Raw genomic sequence first — 20,805 nt, 5'->3', positions numbered from 1 at the left:
CTTATAGTATAAAAAACGCGCCGTTTCCGGCGCATTTTAACGTATAATCGCTGCATCAGTGACTTTCCTGCCATGCTCTATCCTAATAAGACGCGTGCATGCCAGTGTAATGAATTCCTTGTCATGCGTGATGACAAGCACTGTTTTTCGTTGAGCGGCCAATTGACGCAGCTTTGTTGCAAGCAGCCGCATGTTTTCCCCGTCAAGTCCGCTGGTCGGTTCATCGAGAATTAGGATTGAGGGTTCCATACTCTCAGCGACAGCAAGGAGCAATCGCTGTTTTTGACCGCCGGATAATGTTGATGGGTGAGCATCCTTGAACGGAAACAGCCCGTACGATTGCAATAGAGTTTCTGCCTGTTCAGGAACTTGTGCGCTGAGTCGGATTTCTTCAAGCACGCTTTCGGCGAACAGCTGGCTGTCAGCATGCTGCATGACAAAAAAAGCGTGCCGTCTTCGCAGTCTGCGACCAGTCGAACGGTGGTTTATTAGAATGCGGCCTGATTTTTCCGTAATCAATCCGCTCAGAATTTTTACCAATGTTGTTTTGCCGGCGCCATTCGGACCGATGAGAGCGACCACGTCGCCTTTGCCGATGCGCAGACTGAAGTCGTGAATGACCGGTGATTTTTTATAGGCAAAAGAAAGGTGTTCAATCACCATGGCTTCTTCCTTATTTGTACTTCGCTCGCTTGTATTCAGATCGGGCAGGCTGGCACAGCGCAGACCGAGTCGGCGCAAATCGTCATGGTTCAGGCGGGACAGCTCTGCTGAGGAAAAAGTCTCAGTGATTACACCGTTTTCCATATACAGAATTCGATCAGCGATCTCGGTTAAATAGAACAAACGATGCTCGGCAATAAGTATGGTTTTTCCCTCATTTTTTAGTGCGGCTAGCAATCGGCACAGCTGATCAACTGCCTCTGAATCAAGATTTGCGGATGGTTCGTCGAATACATAGGTATCCGGATTGATCGCATAGATGCTGGCGATGGCCAGCCGCTGTTGCTGACCGCTCGAAAGATCATGAAGCCGCTGATCAAGCAGCGCAGTGCTTCCTGTCTTCTCAGCAGCACGAGAAATACGCTGCTGCATCTCATGACGCTCCAGTCCGTAATTTTCACAGCCGAAGGCAATTTCGTCAATGGCCTGATCTGCGAAGAATTGGCTGCTCGGATCCTGGAGCACAGCACCGATCCGCTTCCCAATGGCCCAAAAGGGAAGGTCGCGTTGGTTCTTACCGTCAATCACAACCTGGCCGTTCAGTTCACCTTTATAGAAGTGTGTCGCCAAGCCATTGATGATGCGCGTAACCGTTGTTTTCCCGCAGCCGCTTTTGCCGGTAATGACGACAAGCTCTCCTTTATTTACAGTAAGATTCAGATCGCGAACAACCGGAGGCTCGTTCCCATAAGAAAATGAAACCTGTTGAAGTTCAATCAAATCATCACCCACTTGTCAACATAGAGACAGATCGCCGAAAAAACGAATGCTAAAATGAGTAGAATGCCGTCAATCAGTCGAAAACGAATCAACCGCAGCGAGCTGTGTGTTCCCGGATTGGAGATCCCACGCAGTTCAGCAGAAGCGGCTAAATCATCTGAAATGACCGAGCTGCGAGTAATCATTGGGATCAGTGTATATTCGAATGCCCGCAGCGGATGAGCCAAAGACAACAGACCACGCATGCGGAGCGCCGCCAGTACAGTCCGAAATTCTCCACGGACGGTCGGTGCGAAGCGGAGCATGAACGTGATTGGCAATGCGAGAGCTGAGGGCAGCCGCATTTTCATAAATGCCGCTGTAATTTCCCCAGGCGGCATACGTACCATTGCAAAAGCAGCCATCATGACGAGCGAAATACGCAAGATTGCGAAAAGCAGAACATCGGGAAGAAAAATGGTGATTCCCTCAGATCCGGATAAACTGCGCAGAAGAGCAATTGCGCATCCGGCAAAAAAATAGATAATGCCTGCGCGGTAAAAGGATTGCGCGCAAAGGTAAAGCATCATGAAAAGCATGGCAAGACAAACCGATCCATCATGCGTGAGCAGGGCAGACAGCACGAACATCAGCGCAAAAACGGCCAGCTTTGCCCGGAAATCCACATGAAGAGCGGAACGTCTCATCGAAGCAGCCCACTTTTCACAAAGTGTTTCTTCATCAGCTTCGCCGACACAAGTCCGCCAAGCAGGGCGCCAATGGCAGTCAGCAGCAGGATAAAAATGACCCATGGCACTGAGTAGTAATAATGAGCAACCTGATTAAAGTGTGCCTTGCTGACACCGGAAGCAAGATATTGCTTAGAGAAAAACCAAATATCGATCATCCCGTTTGTCGCACGGAACAGCGAACAAATGATCCAGCTGATCGTGATTCGAATGAAATTTTTATACGCATCATGTCCGGTCATAGCGAGTTCGCCCAGAATAGCGGAAAGGACAAACCATGCAGCGAGATAAGGCGTTCCGCTGATCAAATACAGAATTGCCATGATCAGACAGTAGACCAAGACAGTTCCACGCTTATGCACTTTCAAGACCATAAAAGTAAATAGAGGTGCAGACAGAAAGGCAATCAACGGACTGCTGATGAACATTGAGAAATAGACTACGGACATTGCCGGAATGGCCACGGCAATCGCCAAAATAATCATAAGCACACTGAAAATGCCGATTGTTGCGTAATTACGCACCGACAGATGAGATGATTCTTGATGTATTTTTGATGAAACCATGATGAATTCCTCTTTTCGACAATAATTTGTTACAAAATAGACAAAAATGAAAGCATTATTATAGTAGCATAGAAGATTCGATGAAAACTAAAAAAGAAAAAAGTGTATGATATTTGTCACAATTTGAGACGGATATCATGGAAATGGCAAAAAGCTGTCATAATGTTAGCTGCTAGTCGAACTAAGTTATTTGCGCGTGGCTCGGGTGGAAATACGTCAAGCACAATGCACGAAACCCAAGACTCAATGCACGAAACCAAGAATTCAACGCACAACTAGAAGGGTGGGCCAAATTCAATGCACGAAACCCAAGGTTCAATGCACGAAAATCGTGATCCAATGCACGAAACCAAGAATTCTATGCACAAACAGAGGGGCGGACCGAGTTCAATGCACAAAACCCTAGGTTCAATGCACGAAAATCGTGATCCAATGCACGAAACCAAGAATTCTATGCACAAACAGAGGGGCGGACCGAGTTCAATGCACAAAACCCAAGGTTCAATGCACGAAAACCAGGGGTCAATGCACGAAACCAAGAATTCTATGCACAAACAGAGGGGCGGACCGAGTTCAATGCACGAAACCCAAGGCTCAATGCACGAAAATCGTGATCCAATGCACGAAACCAAGAATTCTATGCACAAACAGAGGGGCGGACCGAGTTCAATGCACGAAACCCTAGGTTCAATGCACGAAAATCGTGATCCAATGCACGAAACCAAGAATTCTATGCACAAACAGAGGGGCGGACCGAGTTCAATGCACGAAACCCAAGGCTCAATGCACGAAAATCGTGATCCAATGCACGAAACCAAGAATTCTATGCACAACTAGAGGGGCGGACCGAGTTCAATGCATGAAACTCAAGGCTCAATGCACGAAAATCGTGATCCAATGCACGAAACCAAGAATTCTATGCACAAACAGAAGGGTGCGCCAATTTCAATGCACGAAACCCAAGGCTCAATGCACGAAAATCGTGATCCAATGCACGAAACCAAGAATCCTATGCACAACTAGAGGGGCGGACCGAGTTCAATGCACGAAACTCAAGGCTCAATGCACGAAACCCAAGGTTCAATGCACGAAAATCGTGATCCAATGCACGAAACCAAGAATTCATCGCACAATTAGAAGGGTGAGAAGAATAAACGCCGTTCGATCATTACTTTGATCGGGCGGCATTTTTAATGGATCAGATCAATCAACAAGCATCTTTTATGACTTATTTGACAAATTCAACTTCAGCCCCGCAAGATAAGCGGAAAGGATCCATTTCAAAGACTCGTCTTGATCATTTTTCATGTTAAATCCTTGATGCAGCTGCAAACTGGCAAATCCATGGACAATACTGCGCAATCCGCGAACAGCATGAACGCGATCCTCCTCACTCAAAGGATAGCCTTCAAGAATTTTAAACAAAAAGTTAAGCAGCCTTTCGGCGATTTGATGAAGATCGGGGTCGGTGGGATCAGGCACATGAATGATTGCGTCATAGAGATTGGGATGCTCTTTTGCAAAAGCGATGTAGGTACCGGCTATGGCGAACAGGGCATCGTCCTGCGATTTACCCAGTGCGGATTGAATCAATTTTTCCGTGAGCATACTCAATCCATAACAGGACAGGCCGTTCCTCAGATCGGTTAGATTGTTTATGTGATTATAAAGTGACGGTGTTTTGATGTGAAGTCGCTGAGCGAGCGCGGCGAGCGTAAGGTTATGCAGACCGGTCTCCTCAATTTGCTGAGCAGCTTGTTTAATAATTTGCTGTTTCGTTAGCCCTTGGCGCATCTTAATTCTCCTTCATTTTTTGCTCGGCAAAGCTGATCGCTCCAGACATGGCCTGCTCCGGTTGATCAAGTACGCGGCCGTGTCCTACGGACAAATAGTACGGTTTCAAATTGAGTAATTTCTTCGCACTTGTGTAAGCCGTATGCTTACTCCATGTTGCGAGTGCGGGAAACGGGAAGAACCATTTTAATTGACCGCTGACAGCAATCCCGCCGCGCACTTGAAAAGCATCACCGGCAAAAAGTGCACCATATTTTCGATCGAAAAATGCGATATGGCCGGGGGTATGACCGGGACTGGATACGACCAGCAGACGGCCGATGGTATCACCTTCTTGCACAAGGCGATCGGGTACGGTTTGAATATTTTTAGGGATACCCCCGCGAATGGGAAGCTGTGGTTCATCAGGATCAAGGTCAACTTTTCCGGCAAGCAGGCGCGCATCACGTTTGGAAATATAGACGGTGACACTCGGGAGTGCTTTTTTCAACGAATCGAGTGCACCGACATGGTCGCCATGTGCATGAGTCAAGACAATACGAGTAATCGGTTTACCAATCCGTTTTGCAGCTTTCAAAATTGATTGTGTGCTTGATGGAAGCGCACAATCGATTAACGTAAGTGCATCTTCTTCTTCAACGAGGTAGCAATTCACGGGAAACAAAGTCGGAAAAAAAGTCAGCTGATAAAAATGATCGTATTTTAATAGGCGCATACAAATGACCTCCGCAAAACTAATTTTATTAGTATTTTAACTTATGATATTAGTTTTGTGAATTAAATTAATTTATAGTAAAATTATCCAAAAATATTTTTTGCTCACGGTCTCTTAGACCCATTTTTATTACTTTTTCATGACAATACATGCAAATCGTTAATTGCAACGGAGCATGCGTTTACATTTTTCACATGTATAAAGGATTTTAGGACAGGCATGAATCGAACATCAATCATTCAAAATGAAAAACTGTTCTGCGCCATTAGAGAATATGACACTGTTTGTCATTAATGCAATAGTACATGTGTCTTAAGACCTATGATTTAAATAATTCATTTGGAAAAATCTACGTTTTTATCCTTCATTTGCTCAATTGACGAGTTCATTGGTTTCCACGTATTCTTGTGGGGAACCGGCGCCGACATTTTGACGACCGGTTGACAATTATCTTTTTCATGGGAAATGACAAAGAGAGAAGCACGCAGACAAGGTGCTCGGTTCCATGAAATGATGCAGCAAGACAAATAAGGAACAGGGAGAGGAAAACATGCACATTGGCAAAATCGCAAAACAGACGGCAGCCGCGCTGCTTGTCACAACCTTTATGATTGGCGGTAGCACGCAAGCATCGGCAAAGCCAATTGATTACTTTGGAAAGAATAAAACGTATGGCATCTCGCATCTGACACGTTATGATATGAGTAAGATTCCGGATCAGCAGGAAAACGAACGGTTCCAAGTTCCTGAATTTGATGAATCAACGATTGAGAATCTTCCGTCGGCAATAGGCAAGGACAAGGACGGAAACACGATTGACCTGGATGTTTGGGACAGCTGGCCGCTACAAAATGCAGATGGCACGGTTGCCGATTACAAGGGCTATAATATTGTCTTCGCACTTGCCGGTGATCCGAAAGTCGGCAGCGATACGTTCATCTACCTCTTCTATCAAAAGAAAGGCGATACATCGATCGACAGCTGGAAAAATGCAGGACGCGTCTTCCAGGCTGATGATCATCTGAAAACAAACGATCAGATATTAAAAGATCAGGCTGAGGAATGGTCCGGATCGGCGACGTTGACCAAGGACGGCAAGGTGCGTTTGTTCTATACCAACCGTCAGCCTTGGGACGAGGGCAAGAAGCTTTATGGGAAACAAACACTGACAACCGCACAGATCAATCTTTCACAGCCGGACGTAGACTCATTGAAGGTAGACGGCATCGAAGATTTGAAGTCAATTTTCGCTGGTGACGGCAAATACTATCAAACCGTTGATCAATTCGCAGCCGGCGACAAAGGCGCAGACAACCACACGTTCCGTGATCCGCACTATGTTGAAGATAACGGACACAAATATTTGGTATTTGAAGCAAACACCGGAACGAAAGTGGGCTACCAAGGCGATGACCAATTCAATAATCGTGCATTCTACGGCGGCAGCCTGCGCTATTTCCAAAAGGAACGCAAAGCGCTGCTCGACAGCCCGAAAAAGAATCTTGCGTCACTTGCTAACGGTGCGCTTGGAATCATTGAACTCAATGATGATTACACCTTGAAGAAAGTTATGAAACCTTTAATTGCATCGAACACGGTTACGGATGAAATTGAGCGTGCAAATGTATTCAAAATGAACGGCAAATGGTACCTGTTCACCGATTCACGCGGTGCGAAAATGACCATTGACGGGATCAGCGACAAAGATGTGTACATGCTCGGCTTTGTATCCAACTCGCTCACCGGTACGTATCATCCGTTGAATGGCAGCGGACTGGTTCTGCAGATGGATCTGGATACGGATGACATCACATGGAACTACTCGCATTTTGCTGTGCCTCAGAAAAAAGGGAACAAGGTGGTCATCACAAGCTACATGACCAACAGAGGGACATTTGATGACCAACATTCAACTTTTGCGCCAAGCTTCCTTGTGAAACTTCAAGGCTCACGGTCATCGGTTGTACCGGACAGCATTCTTGATCAAGGTCAGCTCACCATTGACTAATAATCGAGAAGGTAAGTCATTAGTTCATAGCAGGAAAATTGAGACTCCAAATCAGGAGTCTTTTTTTACACAAAAATAGATTGCGAAATGGTTATTCATATCCCTGAACATAATGGATCATAATAAGCATTAGAGAAAATAATGTCGATTATAGGCGACATTTTCATTTTTTGCGTAAAAAATGTGCGACGATGAATGCTGTGACATGCTGGAGGTTATTCTTGTGAATAAAAAAGTTTGGATTGTGAGCAGTCTGGTGATGCTCGGTCTGCTCCTTGTGATAATAGCGCTTGTCCTGTCTCAATCATTTCGGCCGAAGGAGAAACAAGTGACACATAAAAAGGAAGATTCTTATCGACCGGTCTATCATTTCTCAGTGCCGGATAAATGGATGAATGATCCGCAGCGGCCGCTCTATTTTAATGGCAAGTATCATTATTATTATTTGTACAATCGCGATTATCCGAAAGGGAACGGGACGGAGTGGCGACTGGCCACATCGAAGGATCTCGTGCACTGGAAGGATGATGGTGTCGCCATTCCAAAATACACGAATAAAAACGGTGACATCTGGACCGGATCGGTTGTGCGCGATCCGGAAAACACGGCCGGATTTGGAAAAAATGCACTGGTTGCCATTGTGACTCAGCCGCCCGCGCAGCGTGATCAGGAGCAATTTCTGTGGTACAGCACCGATGACGGGAAAACATTTAAGCAAGACAATGAGGATTCGATATTGCCCAATCCCGGTGTCAAGGATTTCCGCGATCCGAAGGTGATCTGGGACGAATCGCGCCATAAATGGATCTTGCTGCTTGCCGAAGGATCGAAAATCGGGTTCTATGAATCGAATGATCTAAAGGATTGGCACTACACGGATGGTTTCATGACACAGAATATAGGAGTGATCGAATGCCCGGATCTCTTTCAGCTGCGTGCCGGTGACGGAACGGTTAAGTGGGTGCTCGGTGCAAGCGCCAATGGAAAAGCAGAGGGACTTCCGAACACATATGCATACTGGACCGGTGATTTTGACGGGAAAAAATTTACTGCTGATCAAGATACGCCGCAATGGCTGGACTACGGATTCGATTGGTATGCCGGCGTGACATTCGATAACGGAAAGGCGAAAGACAAGCTCGATTCGCGCTATGCTATCGCATGGATGAATAATTGGGACTATCCTAACACTACGCCGACTCTGAAAAAGGACAAATTCAACGGCGTGAACTCAATCGTACGCCAAATTCATTTGATTAAGCAGGACGGTGGCTACAGCCTGGCTTCTCAACCGGTTGCCGAAGTGGATAAGCTTGTTGATTCGACGCAGCGGCTGAAAACAGTCCGCGTGAATGGTTCGAAAACACTCGATGTGCACGGAACTGCCTATCAGCTTGATGTCGATCTGTCGTGGACCAATGCACGCAACGTCGGGCTCCGGCTGCGCGAATCCGACAATGAAAAACGGCATATCGATGTCGGAGTATTTGCTGAAGGCGGCTATCTTTATGTTAATCGCACGTTCACAAATCAGCCGGATGAGAGTAAAAAGTACTTGGAAAGCCGTGCACCGCTTGCTCAAGATACCAAACGTGTGCATCTTAAAATCCTTGTCGATAAAACAAGTATCGAAGTTTTCACAGACGATGGGCGAACCGTTCTCACAAACGAAGTCTTTCCGAACCTGAACGACCAAGGCATCAGTCTGTACTCCGAGGACGGAACTGCCGTCTTTAGTAACATTGAAATCAAACACTTTCGATCAATTCATTAAAGCCCAAGGTTAAGCGATTGGATCAAACTCCGCGGGAAGTGAGACCGAATCAAGGAAAAGTGAGGCCGAAACGCTGAAGAGTGAGACCGAATCAAAGAAAAGTGAGACCGAAAATCAGAAGTTAGACCGAATCAAGGAAAAGTGAGACCGAAACGCTGAAGAGTTAGACCGAATCAAGAAAAGTGAGACCGAAAATCAGAAGTTAGACCGAATCAAGGAAAAGTGAGACCGAAACGCTGAAGAGTTAGACCGAATCAAAGGAAAGTGAGACCGAAAATCAGAAGTTAGACCGAATCAAGGAAAAGTGAGAGCGAAACGCTGAAGAGTTAGACCGAATCAAAGGAAAGTGAGACCGAAAATCAGAAGTTAGACCGAATCAAGGAAAAGTAAGAGCGAAACGCTGAAGAGTTAGACCGAATCAAAGGAAAGTGAGACCGAACCTCAAAAAGTTTAAACCGAATATCGAATCCATGAGAGATCAAAATCAAAATAAAAAGAGCTGTGAGCAGGCCGCTCACAGCTCTTTCTTTATCTGAATCAGTCGAATATGTTGATGCAGGATTGAAACAGGTCTTTGTTTTCTTGGATTTTTCCTTCATTGCCGAGGACGCAGACCAGACCTTGATCGGTAACTTTTTTCAGCAGTTTGCCGAATGCTTGAATATCCGACAGTTTTGTATCAAGGACATTGTCGCGGGTTTCCTGTACGTCGGCTTGGGTGATGTTTTTGAAATATTGAGCATCGGCCATACTGCCCTTACCACGCGGGGTCAGCGGTGTATCCAGGTCAGACAAGGTTCCGATAATATATTTCGTCATTTCGAAATCGTCGGCATCAAACGATTCGGCGAATTTTGCTGCTTCATCGTAGATCGCCAGCGTTTCCTTCAGGTTCGGGTCACGGTATGACCAGAAAATCATGTTGCCCGCGGACTCGAGTGCGAGGCCGCATCCGTACGCACCGCCCATGACGCGTACCTGGTTCCACAGATAGTCAAGCGACAGAATTTTTTTCAAAACCTGAAGCTTGCCTGTGTAATCGAAGCCGAGCGATTTGAAGTTGGCGCCCTTGGCCGCGTACTGGACCTTGCTGGAGGTCATCAATCCTTCATTTTTCGCTTCTGGCGCCGGCAATTGATTCGAGCTGCGGCCAGGAGCTGATTGTGTCTGCAGATCCAGTGTGCTGAACTGCTTCTCAACCGCACTCAGTAGTTCGGAGTTGCCCGTTACGCTTGCAGTCAATGCAGTTTTCGTAAACAGCTGCTTTGCAAGTGACGCGAAAGTATCGGACAACTGGTCGATACGCGCATCCCAATTTTTATCCAGATCTGAAATAAATTGATAGAAATCAAGGCCGCGCAATTTTTCGCTGTAAGCCGCTGCCTGCGAGAAGTAGGACCCCAGTCGACGGACGACAACGGATTGACCATTCTGGTTGAAGGACATCTCCACGCGCGACTTGATCTCTTTGACAATTTCGCGAATACGTGCCGCATTGTCAAATTTGCTGTGATACAGGATTTCATGGATCAGCGCGAACGCCTGAGGCAGCTTTTCCACAAGCACTTTGGTTTTTACGGAGAACTTCGGTGCATAGGCGTCATCATCTGATTTGTCACTGAAGGTCTGATTGTCAAAATCAATGCCGCCGGTTTGAATGTTGATTTCGCTGACCAAATCCGAGTAGGCGTATTTTTCCGTATCGACTTTTCCAAGTACTTCCTGCAAAAGTGTAAGACAGGAAATTTGATCTGCAGGGACCGCCGTCGCATCAAAATAAAGATTAACGTAGGCAATCTTGTTGCTTTCCAGATCATGGTAGAGTGTTTTGACGTCGTCGATTGCAGTCTCCTTGAGCGGTAGGTCTTCCGCTTTCCGCTCAACATCAGACAGCGCAAGGGTCGGGATTTTACGCAAATCTTCAGGAGTATCAGCACTGGATTGACGCTCTTTCAGCTTTTTCGTCTCATCAATAATTTGTTGCACGCCTTCCGCATCCAGCTTTTGCTTTGCATCTGCTAAAGCAGCTTCGACTTTCTTCGCTTCTTTTTCCGCAATTGTTTTAGACGGCGCAATCGTAACAAAAGTTTGGTGATTGCTGTTAATCAGATATTTTTCAATCAACGCTTCGAAATAGTTGCTCGTCAACGCTTGCTTGATTTTTGCCAAGGTGCTTTCAAATTTCAAATGTATGAACGGATCTTCGTCATACAACCAGCTGTCCATCGACATAATGCTGTAGATCAGGCCCTTCGGCATGGAACCGTAATCCGCTTCACGCAGCTGGAATTCTTTAACGTTGATCGCCGCTTCAATCTGTTTTTTATCCAAACCGTCTTTGACGAACGTTCTCAGCGTATCGAAAACAACCTTCTTAAAGGCTTCCTTCTGACTCTCGTTTGCATTCTTTACATTTACTGAGAAAAACGGCTGCAGAATGCTGTTATCGTAGGAGCCGAACACATCCTGACCGATGCCTGCGTCGAGAATTGCCTTTTTCAGCGGTGCGGCAGGACTGTCAAGCAGCAGATAATCGAGAATATCGAACGCCAGATACGTTTCCGGATCGGTAGAGGTCGACACGGCGAAATTCATGCTCAAATATGTTTTATCATTCAAGTCTGCATCAGGGAGCACCGGATATTCCTTGATGATTTCATTAATTTTGCCAATCGGCTTCTGTACTGCGATTGAGGAATCGACCTCAATGCGATCATAACCGGCAAGATAAGCCTGATCGAGATAGGCAAGCTTCTCTTCAATATCCATATTTCCGTACAAATAAATGTAGCTGTTGGCCGGACTGTAATATTTTTTATGGCATTGCAGGAAGTAATCGTAGGTCAGATCGGGAATGTAGAGCGGATCGCCGCCGGATTCATAGCCGTAGCTCGTGTCCGGGAACAGCGAGTTTTGGTTCGCGCGCATCAGCAGTCCTTCAGGGGAAGAGAAGGCACCTTTCATTTCGTTGTAGACGACACCTTTGTAATGGATCGGATCGTCTGCTTTTTCCAGTTCGTAGTGCCAGCCTTCCTGCTGCAGAATTTCCTTGTATTTATAAATATTCGGATGGAAGACCGCATCGAGATAGACATCCATCAGGTTCTGAAAATCTTTGTCATTTTTACTGGCTACCGGATACATCGTTTTGTCGCTGAAGGTGAACGCATTTAAAAACGTATTCAGCGAACCCTTGAGCAGTTCGACAAACGGTTCTTTGACCGGATATTTATCGGAACCGCAAAGAACCGAGTGCTCAAGAATATGAAAAACGCCGGTGTTATTTTCCGGAGGCGTGCGGAAACTGATCGAGAAGACTTTGTTGTCATCGTCGTTTTTCAGAAACAATAACCTCGCGCCGCTTTTCTCATGCTCGAACACATAGGCTTCTGAGTGAATGTCTTGGATTGTGTCGGTATGCAGCAGTCGAAAACCATGGACTACCTTATTTTGAGTGAGTGTTTCCATTAAGTAACCTCCTATTAAAACATGTTTCGCTTCCAAGCGAGCGCACGCCACGTTGAAAATGGCAACACTTTTATTATACAGTATTATTTAGAAAATAATGCCTTTGACAATCCGCATTTTCCGTGATCTCGCGTCTTTGTTTAAAATGTACAGGAAAGGTCATTTTCATACTGAAGGCAAAAAAATGAGTGAGGTGACGAATATGGGCTACGAACCAAAAACGAAAGAGACCGACAACAGTGTGATTGAATTTATTGAAACGGTGGAAAATCCGAAAAAACGCGAGGACACTTATCGGTTGCTCAATCTCTTTACAGAAACAACTGGTTATGAGGCAAAAATGTGGGGACCGAGCATTATCGGATTCGGCTCGTATCATTATAAGTACGCCTCCGGGCATGAAGGCGATGCCCCGCTTACCGGATTTTCTCCGAGAAAAGCGAAGATCAGCCTGTACCTGATGATGGAAGATGAGGATTATGAAAAATTTGCACCGGATTTTGGCAAACATACACGAGGAAAAGCCTGCATCTACGTCAATAAGCTTGCGGATATAAATGCCGAGGTGCTGAAAAATATGATTCATACGGCTGTGGTCTTTTCAAAAAAGCAAGACTGCTGAATGAAACCGGGGGAAAGTAGTCATTCTGATCATGGTTACTTTTTTGTGCCTATATAACAATAAGGTGCGTACTATTTAAAAAGAACTTTATCTTTTATACTTAATAAGAAGACTTATAAAGGAGGGTGACCATTGACACAGAAAACAGTGGTTTTAAATAATGACGTATCAATGCCAATCATGGGGCTGGGCGTATTCAGAGTGAACGATCAGCAGGTTGCTGCCGAGTCCGTGCAGACGGCGATTCATTCGGGCTATCGCCTGATTGACACAGCTGCAATTTATCAGAACGAGGCCGGTGTTGGAAAAGGAATCAAAGCGGCGCTCAAAGAAACGGGTCTTACGCGCGAGGATCTGTTTATCACCTCGAAAGTGTGGAATGCAGATCAAGGATACGATTCGACCTTGAAGGCATATCAAGAAAGTCTCGATAAACTTGGTCTGGATTATCTTGATCTTTACTTGATCCACTGGCCGGTTGCCGGTAAATATAAAGATACATGGCGTGCGATGGAACATTTATATAAGGAAGGAAAAGTGCGCGCCATCGGTGTCAGCAACTTTCAAATCCATCATCTTGAAGACCTGCTCAAGGACGCCGACATTGTTCCGGTCGTCAATCAAGTGGAGCGTCATCCACGACTCTCACAGCTGCCGTTAAAAGATTATTGCGAGAAACATGGCATTCGTCTGGAAGCTTGGGCGCCCTTAATGGTCGGCGAGCTGCTCCAGGATGAAACGATTCAAGCGATTGCCGGGAAATACGGTAAATCAGCGGCTCAAGTTATTCTGCGTTGGCATATTCAAGGCGGCGTGATCGCTATTCCGAAGTCAGTCAACGCGAGCCGCATCAAGGAAAACGGACAGCTCTTTGATTTCGAGCTTACAGCTGAAGACATGGCAGCGATCAACGCACTGAACACAGATCACCGCACAGGCGCTGACCCGGACAATTTTGATTTTTAATTGAATACACGTTGCGGCCGATTCCATTTGCGGAGTCGGCTTTTTTTAATGGGCAAAACAAATCGGTGGAAGCGGTCGATCAACTTCGCAAACTGCTCGATAAATCGATGAAACTGCTCGATAAAATCGTCAAAGCGGTCGATAAATCAGTGCCGGTCGCATCTGACGCACGTGATCAAGCGGAAGCGGTGATTCCGATGGGGCAGAATCGTGGTTGACAAATTGGCGAATTTCTCTTACACATTTTCTAGAATCTACATTTTTTTTGCTATACTTTAATTACAAAAATGAACAGACATCATGAGCGAAGCAATTGTACGGAAGGAGGGAAACGGATGAGTGAAAAGGTACTTGAGTTAATCCTCGATAAGCTGACAAGTATGGACGGCCGCATGGGAAATATGGAAACACGTATGATCCATATGGAAGAAAAGCAAGACCTGATGCAGACGCAGCTTAATGAAACGAACCGGATTCTTAAAGCTGTTCACAGTCGTCAGGAAGCAACCGATGCGAAACTGACAGCGCTGAGCAGCGACGTCGATAAGCTGCATGGCTATGTGAAAAAAATTGATGAGAAAGTCGATCACAATCAGCAATCCATGGATAAAATGTTCGAAAATCAAGCTGCGATCTTTGAAATGCTCGGCGAACATGATGTCTCGATCCGCGCATTAAAAAAGAAAGCAAGGTCATCGTAACTCGCAAGCAACACCACAGATAAAATCCGCGTGAAAAATCCTTCAAAAGAAACGCATACACCGACTCAGGCTCCAAAATCGAATAGATCTAAAAATGCCGGCAGCACGCGAAGCTTCCGGCTATTTTAATACCCGTCCCCAAGTTTCAATTATAGAAACAATAGAATCGATATTTGATTTCCGGCCTTTTTCTGTTTAAGATGAGCACATCCAAGAAAGAGGTGAACCGAATGAGTCAATATGAGGTGGCCACCTTAAAAAAGGGACTCCTGATTTTGGATGCTTTGCGTCAGACAGAAGAGCTGACACTTAGCGATATGATTGATCAATTGGATTTAAATAAATCCACTGCTTTTCGTTTGGTCTATACGCTTGAAGCGATGGGCTACGTGAAAAAAGAAGGAAAAGCCTATCGGGCAAGTCATAAACTCAGCATCTATTCCGCACCTGAATCAGTAAAAGTGAATTGGCTGACGGCGGCACCGCTTTATCAGCTGAGCGCGGAGCTTGGCGAAACCGTCTATGTGGGAACGCTGATCGGAACCGATATCGTCACCACTCAAGTGGTTGATGGAAATCATGCGATTCGCAGTCATTCGGAAATCGGTGACCGGGCGCCGGCACATTTAAGTGCACTGGGAAAAGCCATCCTTGCCTTTCTCAATGATCATGAGCGCGAGTCCTTGTTTCGACAGCTGACACTCGTGCGTAAAACAGAGAAAACGTTCGCCGATTTTCACTTGCTTCGTGCCCATTTAACCGTCATACACGATCAGGGATACTCCGTCGATGATGAAGAGACGGAAGTCGGTCTCCGCTGTGTTGCAGCACCGATTTTTTATCATGATCGAGTGATTGCTGCAGTGGCCTTATCCGGACCGGCATCCCGGCTCATAAAAAAGAAAGACAGACTGCTGAGTAAAAAATTGATGGCTTGCAGCAAGCAAATTTCTAAATTGCTTGACTGATGGTACTTTTTTAATGGAGGTTTAACAATGAAAGAAATGTCCACAAAGGCGCTCGTTGGCATCTATTCTCTGGCAATCAGTGCGTTTGCGATTGGCACGACCGAATTTGTCATTGTCGGCCTGCTGCCAACGATTGCCGCAGATCTTCAAATTTCTGTGACGAAGGCCGGGACACTGATTTCGGGGTATGCGGCAGCGATCGCGATTGGCACACCAATCATTGCAGCACTGACCGGACGTATCCCAAAGAAAGGCTTTTTAATTCTTCTCATGACCGTTTTCACACTGGGAAATGTTGTGGCGGCCGTTTCCGGAAACTATGAATGGCTGATGCTGGCACGTGTTCTTACAGCGGTCACGCACGGCGTTTTCTTAGCGATTGCTGCGGTCGTTGCTGCTTCACTTGTACCGACTGAGAGAAGGGGAACGGCGATTGCTATTGTGTTTACCGGATTGACAATTGCGACCATCGTCGGTGTTCCTCTAGGCACATTCATCGGACAGCATTTTGGCTGGCGCGCGACCTTTGTTCTTATTGCTGTGCTGGGCTTAATAGGTCTGATTATCAACGTGTTCACGATTGACCGCATCAAACAGAATGCACAGGTACCCACGCTGAAGGACATGATGCAGTGCATTGGCAACCCGCGCATTCTCATGGCCTTTGTCATGACCTGTCTCGGCTTTGGCGGAACATTTACCTTATTTACCTTTTTATCGCCGATTCTCGAAAAAGTGAGCGGATTTTCTGCATCGTCCATTTCATGGCTGCTGCTTCTCTACGGTGTGGCCGTTGCAATCGGTAATATTTTGGGCGGGAAAATGGCCAACACACATCCTGTAAAAGGACTGCGTCTGGTTTTCCTGCTCCAGTCCGTCGTGCTTTTGCTGCAGATGTGGCTGTTGCCGAATAAAACGTTGAGTCTTATCTCAATCTGCCTGCTTGGTCTGTTCGCGTTTATGATGTCGCCCGGTGTTCAGGCGTACATGGTCGGCCTTGCCGAGAAGCTATTTCCTGCGGCAAGTGATATTGCATCTGCATTAAATATTTCCGCCTTCAATGTAGGTATTGCTGTCGGGTCAACCCTGGGCGGATGGACGGTTGATTTCTTTACCTATCTGGATACGGCTTGGGTCGGTGCATTGATGTCCGGTACGGCTTGTGTACTCGCAATCATCAATTATCGGTTGGATAAAAAACAAAAACTATTTTAATGGGGGCACTCACGATGACCTTGCAAGAATTAGAACAGCTCGAAAATGAATTGCAATTTGATCAATTCACTAATGAAGATGCGCTTCAGCTTGGATTATTGCTGATTGACTATGCAAAGGGAAACGGCAAGTCAATCGCGATTCATATCGAACGTAATCGCGTACCGCTGTTTACCTATCTAATGGAAGGAACCTCTGAGGAAAACGTCTACTGGTTTTGTCGGAAAAAGAGGGTGGTTGATCATTATAATCGCAGCTCGCTTTATATTGGCAAACGTTTTGAAAGCAGCGGTACGACACATGATCAAAGCTCACTGCTTCCATCTTCAGAATACCAGGCAGTTGGTGGCTCTTTTCCCATTCGCGTTCGGAACGCAGGGGTCATCGGTTCGGTCACCGTTGCCGGAATGACGCCGCAGCTGGATCATGACTACGCTGTTGCCGGAGTGCAGAAATTTTTAAAGAAATAATTGATGCAGAAAAAAGATCGGGACAGCTTCCCGATCTTTTTTAATTGGAGTAATGCAGTCTTCGCCGCACCAGATCTTCCAGACAATCAATAAAAAAAGGATGATCATTGGCGGCAGGAATGTAGCTGAACTGCTGCCCGCCTGCTTCATAAAAGGCTCTGGCATTTTCTTGCGCAAGTTCCTGCAGCGTTTCTAAGCAATCGGCACTGAAGCCGGGTGCAATCACGGCGATCTGCTTTGCGCCTTGTGCGGCCAGCGCGCGGACCGTATCAATCGTCGCCGGTTTCAGCCATTCCTCGTTGCCGAATTTCGACTGGAAGGTTTCTAAAATCGATAGCTCTGGAAACTGCTGCTTGATGAGTTCGGTTGTGATTTGGCAGCGCTGCGGATAGTCATCGCCGTTTTGCGCGTAGCGAATCGGAATCCCGTGATAAGAAAGAAGGAGCCGGTCCGGCATACCGTGCTCGGCAATAGAGCTGCGGATGCGATCAGCCAAGGTCGCGATATAGCTCGGCTGATCCGGATAATCACGAATGAACGTCAGCTCAGGCAAATCGCGCCAGTCGGCAAGAGAGCGCTGCAGTCCGTACCAGATTGAACCAACCGTCGTCGAGGAGTATTGCGGATAAAGCGGTACGACAACAAGACGGCGCACGCCCCATTGATGCAGCTTTTGCAACTCCGCATCTAAATTAGGCTTTCCGTAGCTCATCGCCAGCACAACCTTCACGCCGGTATCGGTCAATCGTTCCTGAAGTGCCGCCTGCTGCCGGCGTCCATTGAGCAGGAGCGGTGAGCCTGCATCTGTCCATACGGATTGATAGAGCATTGCCGATTTCTTCGGACGCACGCGCAGAATGATGCCGTGCAGGATCGGCAGCCACTTCCAGCGCGGCAAATCAATCACGCGCGGATCGCTGAGAAATTCAGCCAAATAGCGGCGTACCGATTTTTCATCCGGAGCATCCGGTGTTCCGAGATTGACGAGCAGTACAGCAGTTTTTTCCATGAAGAGAGGCTCCCGTTCATTACAGAATAAATCAAGTGTACCAAAAAATGCCGCCACGGACGCAGAAAATGCAAAAATTTGTCTGGTTGATCATGCTCGGATCCGCTACACTGGAGAAAAAAACGGATGGAGGGGAACCCATGAAAATCTACATCATCGGCTCGGTTGGCAGCGGGAAAACCACCCTTGCCCGGAAAATCGCAGAAAAAACAGGTGTCGCCGCATATGAGCTCGATAACGTGGTCTGGGAACGCCACTCTGAGGGTGACAGGCGTCGAACACCGTCGGAACGCGATGCCGTTTTGCAAGACATACTGAAGACAGATGCGTGGATCATTGAAGGTGCTCAGTACGTGGATTGGGTACTGCCAGCCATGCAGCGCGCGGATCGAATTCTTTTTCTGGACCCGCCAAACCGCATCCGAAAATATCGAATTCTCAAACGGTTTGTCCGACAAGAATTGCGGTTGGAAAAAGCCAATTACCGGCCGACCCTTCACATTCTCCGACGAATGGTTGAGTGGAATGCACAATTTCAGACACAGGGGCGACAGCAAGTTTTACATGATCTCGCACTTTTTCAGGAAAAGACGATCCTCTTAAGAACCAAGAAAGACATTCAAAACATTTTGAATCTGATATAATGAGAGCATCAAAAAATAGGGGGACTTATCTATGCAAAAAGTACAACTCTTCTTCTCAAACCAGGAAGCAGGGGGCTGCATGGACTAACGTTTGTACGATCTCCTGCTTTCCTAATTAAACCAAAAATTAATTAGAGAGTGGGAACGATTTTGAAAACAATTGCTTCATATAATATCCGCTTATTATTTTGGTCCGACTTTTTCGGCACCATGAATTTCCTACAGCCGGTCATGACACTTTTTTATATGCAGCGCGGCTTGAGCGCGCAGGACATTTTCATCGTACTGTTCTGCTGGAGTGCCGCCGTGCTGATTGGGGAGGTTCCCACCGGCGTGTACGCAGATCGTTTCGGTGCCAAATGCTCCTTTATTACCGGTGCCGTGCTCAGAATAGCGAGTATTGCTTTACTGCTTTTCGCATCGGAGCCATGGATGTTTTTTGCATACAGCTTTATCAATGGTTTTTCCGTCACCTTTTATTCGGGAGCCGATGAGGCATTCATCTATGAGTCTCTGAAAGAAAGTGGCGAGGAACATCGGATGGATCAGGCGATGGGGAAAATTCAATCCGGCAGCTTCATTGCCATGATTGTCGCGGTTCTGTTCGGAGCCTACGCGGCAAAAGACTTGAGCACGTCGCAATTTGATCTGCTGATTCTGCTCACCATTGCGTTTCAATTGGTTGAACTTGCGCTGACACTCTTATTGAAGAAGCCGAAACGCGCCGCAGAACCGTTCGAGAATCCGCTTCGCCAGGTCAAGGAAGGCTTTCTTGTGATCAGGCACAAGCCGCTCCTGCTGTTGATGTTCCTAAATGTCACGCTCGTGTTCATTCCAGTGGGTGCGGTGTTCAAGAATTTTGACCAGCCGTTCTTGACTCATGCGGGCATACCGGTTGAAGTCGTCGGTTTGTTCTATGCAGGTGCCGCCGTGCTCGGATTTTTCGCCTCGCGTTCAATCGGCTGGCTGACCGATCATTATTCGCGTATTGCGCTAATGTTCGTAACCGGCGCGTTGTCGGTTATCGGCTTAGTCTTGGCAGCATTTACGGGATCGACGCTGTGGCTTGCGATCGGTGTATTCATTTTACTGCGGATCGTTCAAGTGATCCGATATCCGATCTATTCGCAGATCAGTAACGATTACATTCCATCAACGGTTCGTGCGACGACGATCTCGCTGCTGTCGATCGTCGACTCATGCTGCGACTTGGCTGTATTTCTGGCCTTGTCCTTTGTAGCAGCCGGTAACTCAATGCAGTGGATCTTCCTTGGTGCCGCAGCGATCGTCTTGATCGGCATGCTGCTGCCGATTCGACCATTAAAAGAATAAGTGATGAAGAGGGCGTCTCAAAAGTCTGTTTTTGACTTTGAGATGCTCTTTTTTACAAGTGGCCAAACAAGAGCTTGTGAATCAAAGTGCAGGCACGAGTCTGCACGAGGTGGCTCCCGGATCGTCTGCGGCAAGTGCTCAATTTGATAAATAGATGGAGAATTTCCGCTTATTTAGAATACGAACGATAAAATAGCTTAAATAGATGGAGAAATTACGCTTATCGAATCGAAAAACGTAAAAATGGAAGGCTTTGCTTTGCATAACCGGAAAAATTACTCTTATGTACTCGCGAAAAAAGCTCCATGGTGCACATAACCGGAATATCTCCGCTTATTTTACGTGCGACTGACCGTCTTGACATCTTAAACCCGTTTTTATA

Annotated in this window: 18 protein-coding genes; 11 read left to right on the top strand and 7 right to left on the bottom strand. The window is 46.5% G+C overall.

The window, feature by feature from the left end; all coding sequences use genetic code 11:
• Positions 1 to 36: 36 nt before the first annotated feature.
• The 5 genes from NOM01_RS06455 to NOM01_RS06435 all read right to left on the bottom strand — a co-directional run bounded on the left by NOM01_RS06455 (position 37) and on the right by NOM01_RS06435 (position 5,246).
• Complete coding sequence (locus tag NOM01_RS06455; RefSeq protein ID WP_255747397.1) at positions 37 to 1,443, bottom strand: ABC transporter ATP-binding protein; 1,407 nt, start codon at positions 1,441 to 1,443, stop codon at positions 37 to 39.
• A complete protein-coding gene (locus NOM01_RS06450) occupies positions 1,440 to 2,129 on the bottom strand; it encodes an energy-coupling factor transporter transmembrane component T (protein WP_255747396.1) in 690 nt (229 codons plus the stop codon). Before NOM01_RS06450 ends, NOM01_RS06455 begins: the two co-directional genes overlap by 4 nt.
• Entirely contained in the window at positions 2,126 to 2,737 is a 612-nt protein-coding gene (locus tag NOM01_RS06445; RefSeq protein WP_255747395.1) for an MptD family putative ECF transporter S component, read from the bottom strand. Before NOM01_RS06445 ends, NOM01_RS06450 begins: the two co-directional genes overlap by 4 nt.
• A gap of 1,221 nt (positions 2,738 to 3,958) precedes the next feature.
• Positions 3,959 to 4,531 carry a TetR-like C-terminal domain-containing protein gene (locus NOM01_RS06440; protein WP_255747393.1) on the bottom strand — a complete coding sequence of 191 codons (573 nt, stop codon included), beginning with the start codon at positions 4,529 to 4,531 and terminating at the stop codon, positions 3,959 to 3,961.
• Position 4,532: 1 nt separating this feature from the next.
• Entirely contained in the window at positions 4,533 to 5,246 is a 714-nt protein-coding gene (locus tag NOM01_RS06435) for an MBL fold metallo-hydrolase (protein ID WP_255747391.1), read from the bottom strand.
• A gap of 550 nt (positions 5,247 to 5,796) precedes the next feature.
• Here NOM01_RS06435 and NOM01_RS06430 point away from each other — a divergent pair.
• Together NOM01_RS06430 and NOM01_RS06425 are read left to right on the top strand one after the other, a co-directional pair.
• Positions 5,797 to 7,254 (top strand): glycoside hydrolase family 68 protein, encoded by a 1,458-nt coding sequence (locus tag NOM01_RS06430; protein WP_255747390.1) that lies wholly within the window; start codon positions 5,797 to 5,799, stop codon positions 7,252 to 7,254.
• A gap of 205 nt (positions 7,255 to 7,459) precedes the next feature.
• Positions 7,460 to 9,028, top strand: a complete 1,569-nt coding sequence (locus NOM01_RS06425; RefSeq protein WP_370645950.1) for a glycoside hydrolase family 32 protein — start codon at positions 7,460 to 7,462, stop codon at positions 9,026 to 9,028.
• 537 nt (positions 9,029 to 9,565) lie between these two features.
• Here NOM01_RS06425 and NOM01_RS06420 read toward each other — a convergent pair.
• Complete coding sequence (locus NOM01_RS06420) at positions 9,566 to 12,496, bottom strand: insulinase family protein (RefSeq protein WP_255747388.1); 2,931 nt, start codon at positions 12,494 to 12,496, stop codon at positions 9,566 to 9,568.
• Positions 12,497 to 12,698: 202 nt separating this feature from the next.
• On the opposite strand from NOM01_RS06420, the gene NOM01_RS06415 reads away from it, so the two are divergent.
• The 7 genes from NOM01_RS06415 (at position 12,699) to NOM01_RS06385 (ending at position 17,438) form a co-directional block, all read left to right on the top strand.
• Complete coding sequence (locus NOM01_RS06415; RefSeq protein WP_255747422.1) at positions 12,699 to 13,118, top strand: DUF1801 domain-containing protein; 420 nt, start codon at positions 12,699 to 12,701, stop codon at positions 13,116 to 13,118.
• A gap of 171 nt (positions 13,119 to 13,289) precedes the next feature.
• Positions 13,290 to 14,084 carry an aldo/keto reductase gene (locus NOM01_RS06410; RefSeq protein WP_255747420.1) on the top strand — a complete coding sequence of 265 codons (795 nt, stop codon included), beginning with the start codon at positions 13,290 to 13,292 and terminating at the stop codon, positions 14,082 to 14,084.
• A 65-nt stretch (positions 14,085 to 14,149) separates the two neighbouring features.
• Positions 14,150 to 14,302, top strand: a complete 153-nt coding sequence (locus NOM01_RS06405) for a hypothetical protein (protein ID WP_255747386.1) — start codon at positions 14,150 to 14,152, stop codon at positions 14,300 to 14,302.
• A 117-nt stretch (positions 14,303 to 14,419) separates the two neighbouring features.
• On the top strand, positions 14,420 to 14,785 hold the full coding sequence (locus NOM01_RS06400) for a hypothetical protein (RefSeq protein ID WP_255747384.1): 366 nt from the start codon (positions 14,420 to 14,422) through the stop codon (positions 14,783 to 14,785).
• Positions 14,786 to 15,015: 230 nt separating this feature from the next.
• Entirely contained in the window at positions 15,016 to 15,753 is a 738-nt protein-coding gene (locus tag NOM01_RS06395; protein WP_255747382.1) for an IclR family transcriptional regulator, read from the top strand.
• 27 nt (positions 15,754 to 15,780) lie between these two features.
• Positions 15,781 to 16,968: an MFS transporter gene (locus NOM01_RS06390; RefSeq protein WP_255747380.1), complete on the top strand. Its 1,188-nt coding sequence runs from the start codon at positions 15,781 to 15,783 to the stop codon at positions 16,966 to 16,968.
• A 14-nt stretch (positions 16,969 to 16,982) separates the two neighbouring features.
• Entirely contained in the window at positions 16,983 to 17,438 is a 456-nt protein-coding gene (locus NOM01_RS06385; protein ID WP_255747378.1) for a heme-degrading domain-containing protein, read from the top strand.
• A gap of 40 nt (positions 17,439 to 17,478) precedes the next feature.
• Here NOM01_RS06385 and hemH read toward each other — a convergent pair whose 3' ends face one another.
• A complete protein-coding gene (gene hemH, locus NOM01_RS06380) occupies positions 17,479 to 18,447 on the bottom strand; it encodes a ferrochelatase (RefSeq protein ID WP_255747376.1) in 969 nt (322 codons plus the stop codon).
• Between the two features lie 140 nt (positions 18,448 to 18,587).
• Between hemH and NOM01_RS06375 the strand changes: the two genes are divergently transcribed.
• Both NOM01_RS06375 and NOM01_RS06370 read left to right on the top strand, forming a co-directional pair.
• Positions 18,588 to 19,091, top strand: coding sequence for an AAA family ATPase (locus NOM01_RS06375; protein ID WP_255747374.1), 504 nt, complete (start codon positions 18,588 to 18,590; stop codon positions 19,089 to 19,091).
• A gap of 147 nt (positions 19,092 to 19,238) precedes the next feature.
• Positions 19,239 to 20,423: an MFS transporter gene (locus tag NOM01_RS06370; protein WP_255747419.1), complete on the top strand. Its 1,185-nt coding sequence runs from the start codon at positions 19,239 to 19,241 to the stop codon at positions 20,421 to 20,423.
• The last annotated feature ends 382 nt before the right edge of the window (positions 20,424 to 20,805 follow it).

This window comes from Sporolactobacillus sp. STSJ-5, assembly GCF_024385605.1.
Classification (GTDB): domain Bacteria; phylum Bacillota; class Bacilli; order Bacillales; family Sporolactobacillaceae; genus Sporolactobacillus.
This window is presented reverse-complemented; position numbering and strand designations above follow the sequence as displayed.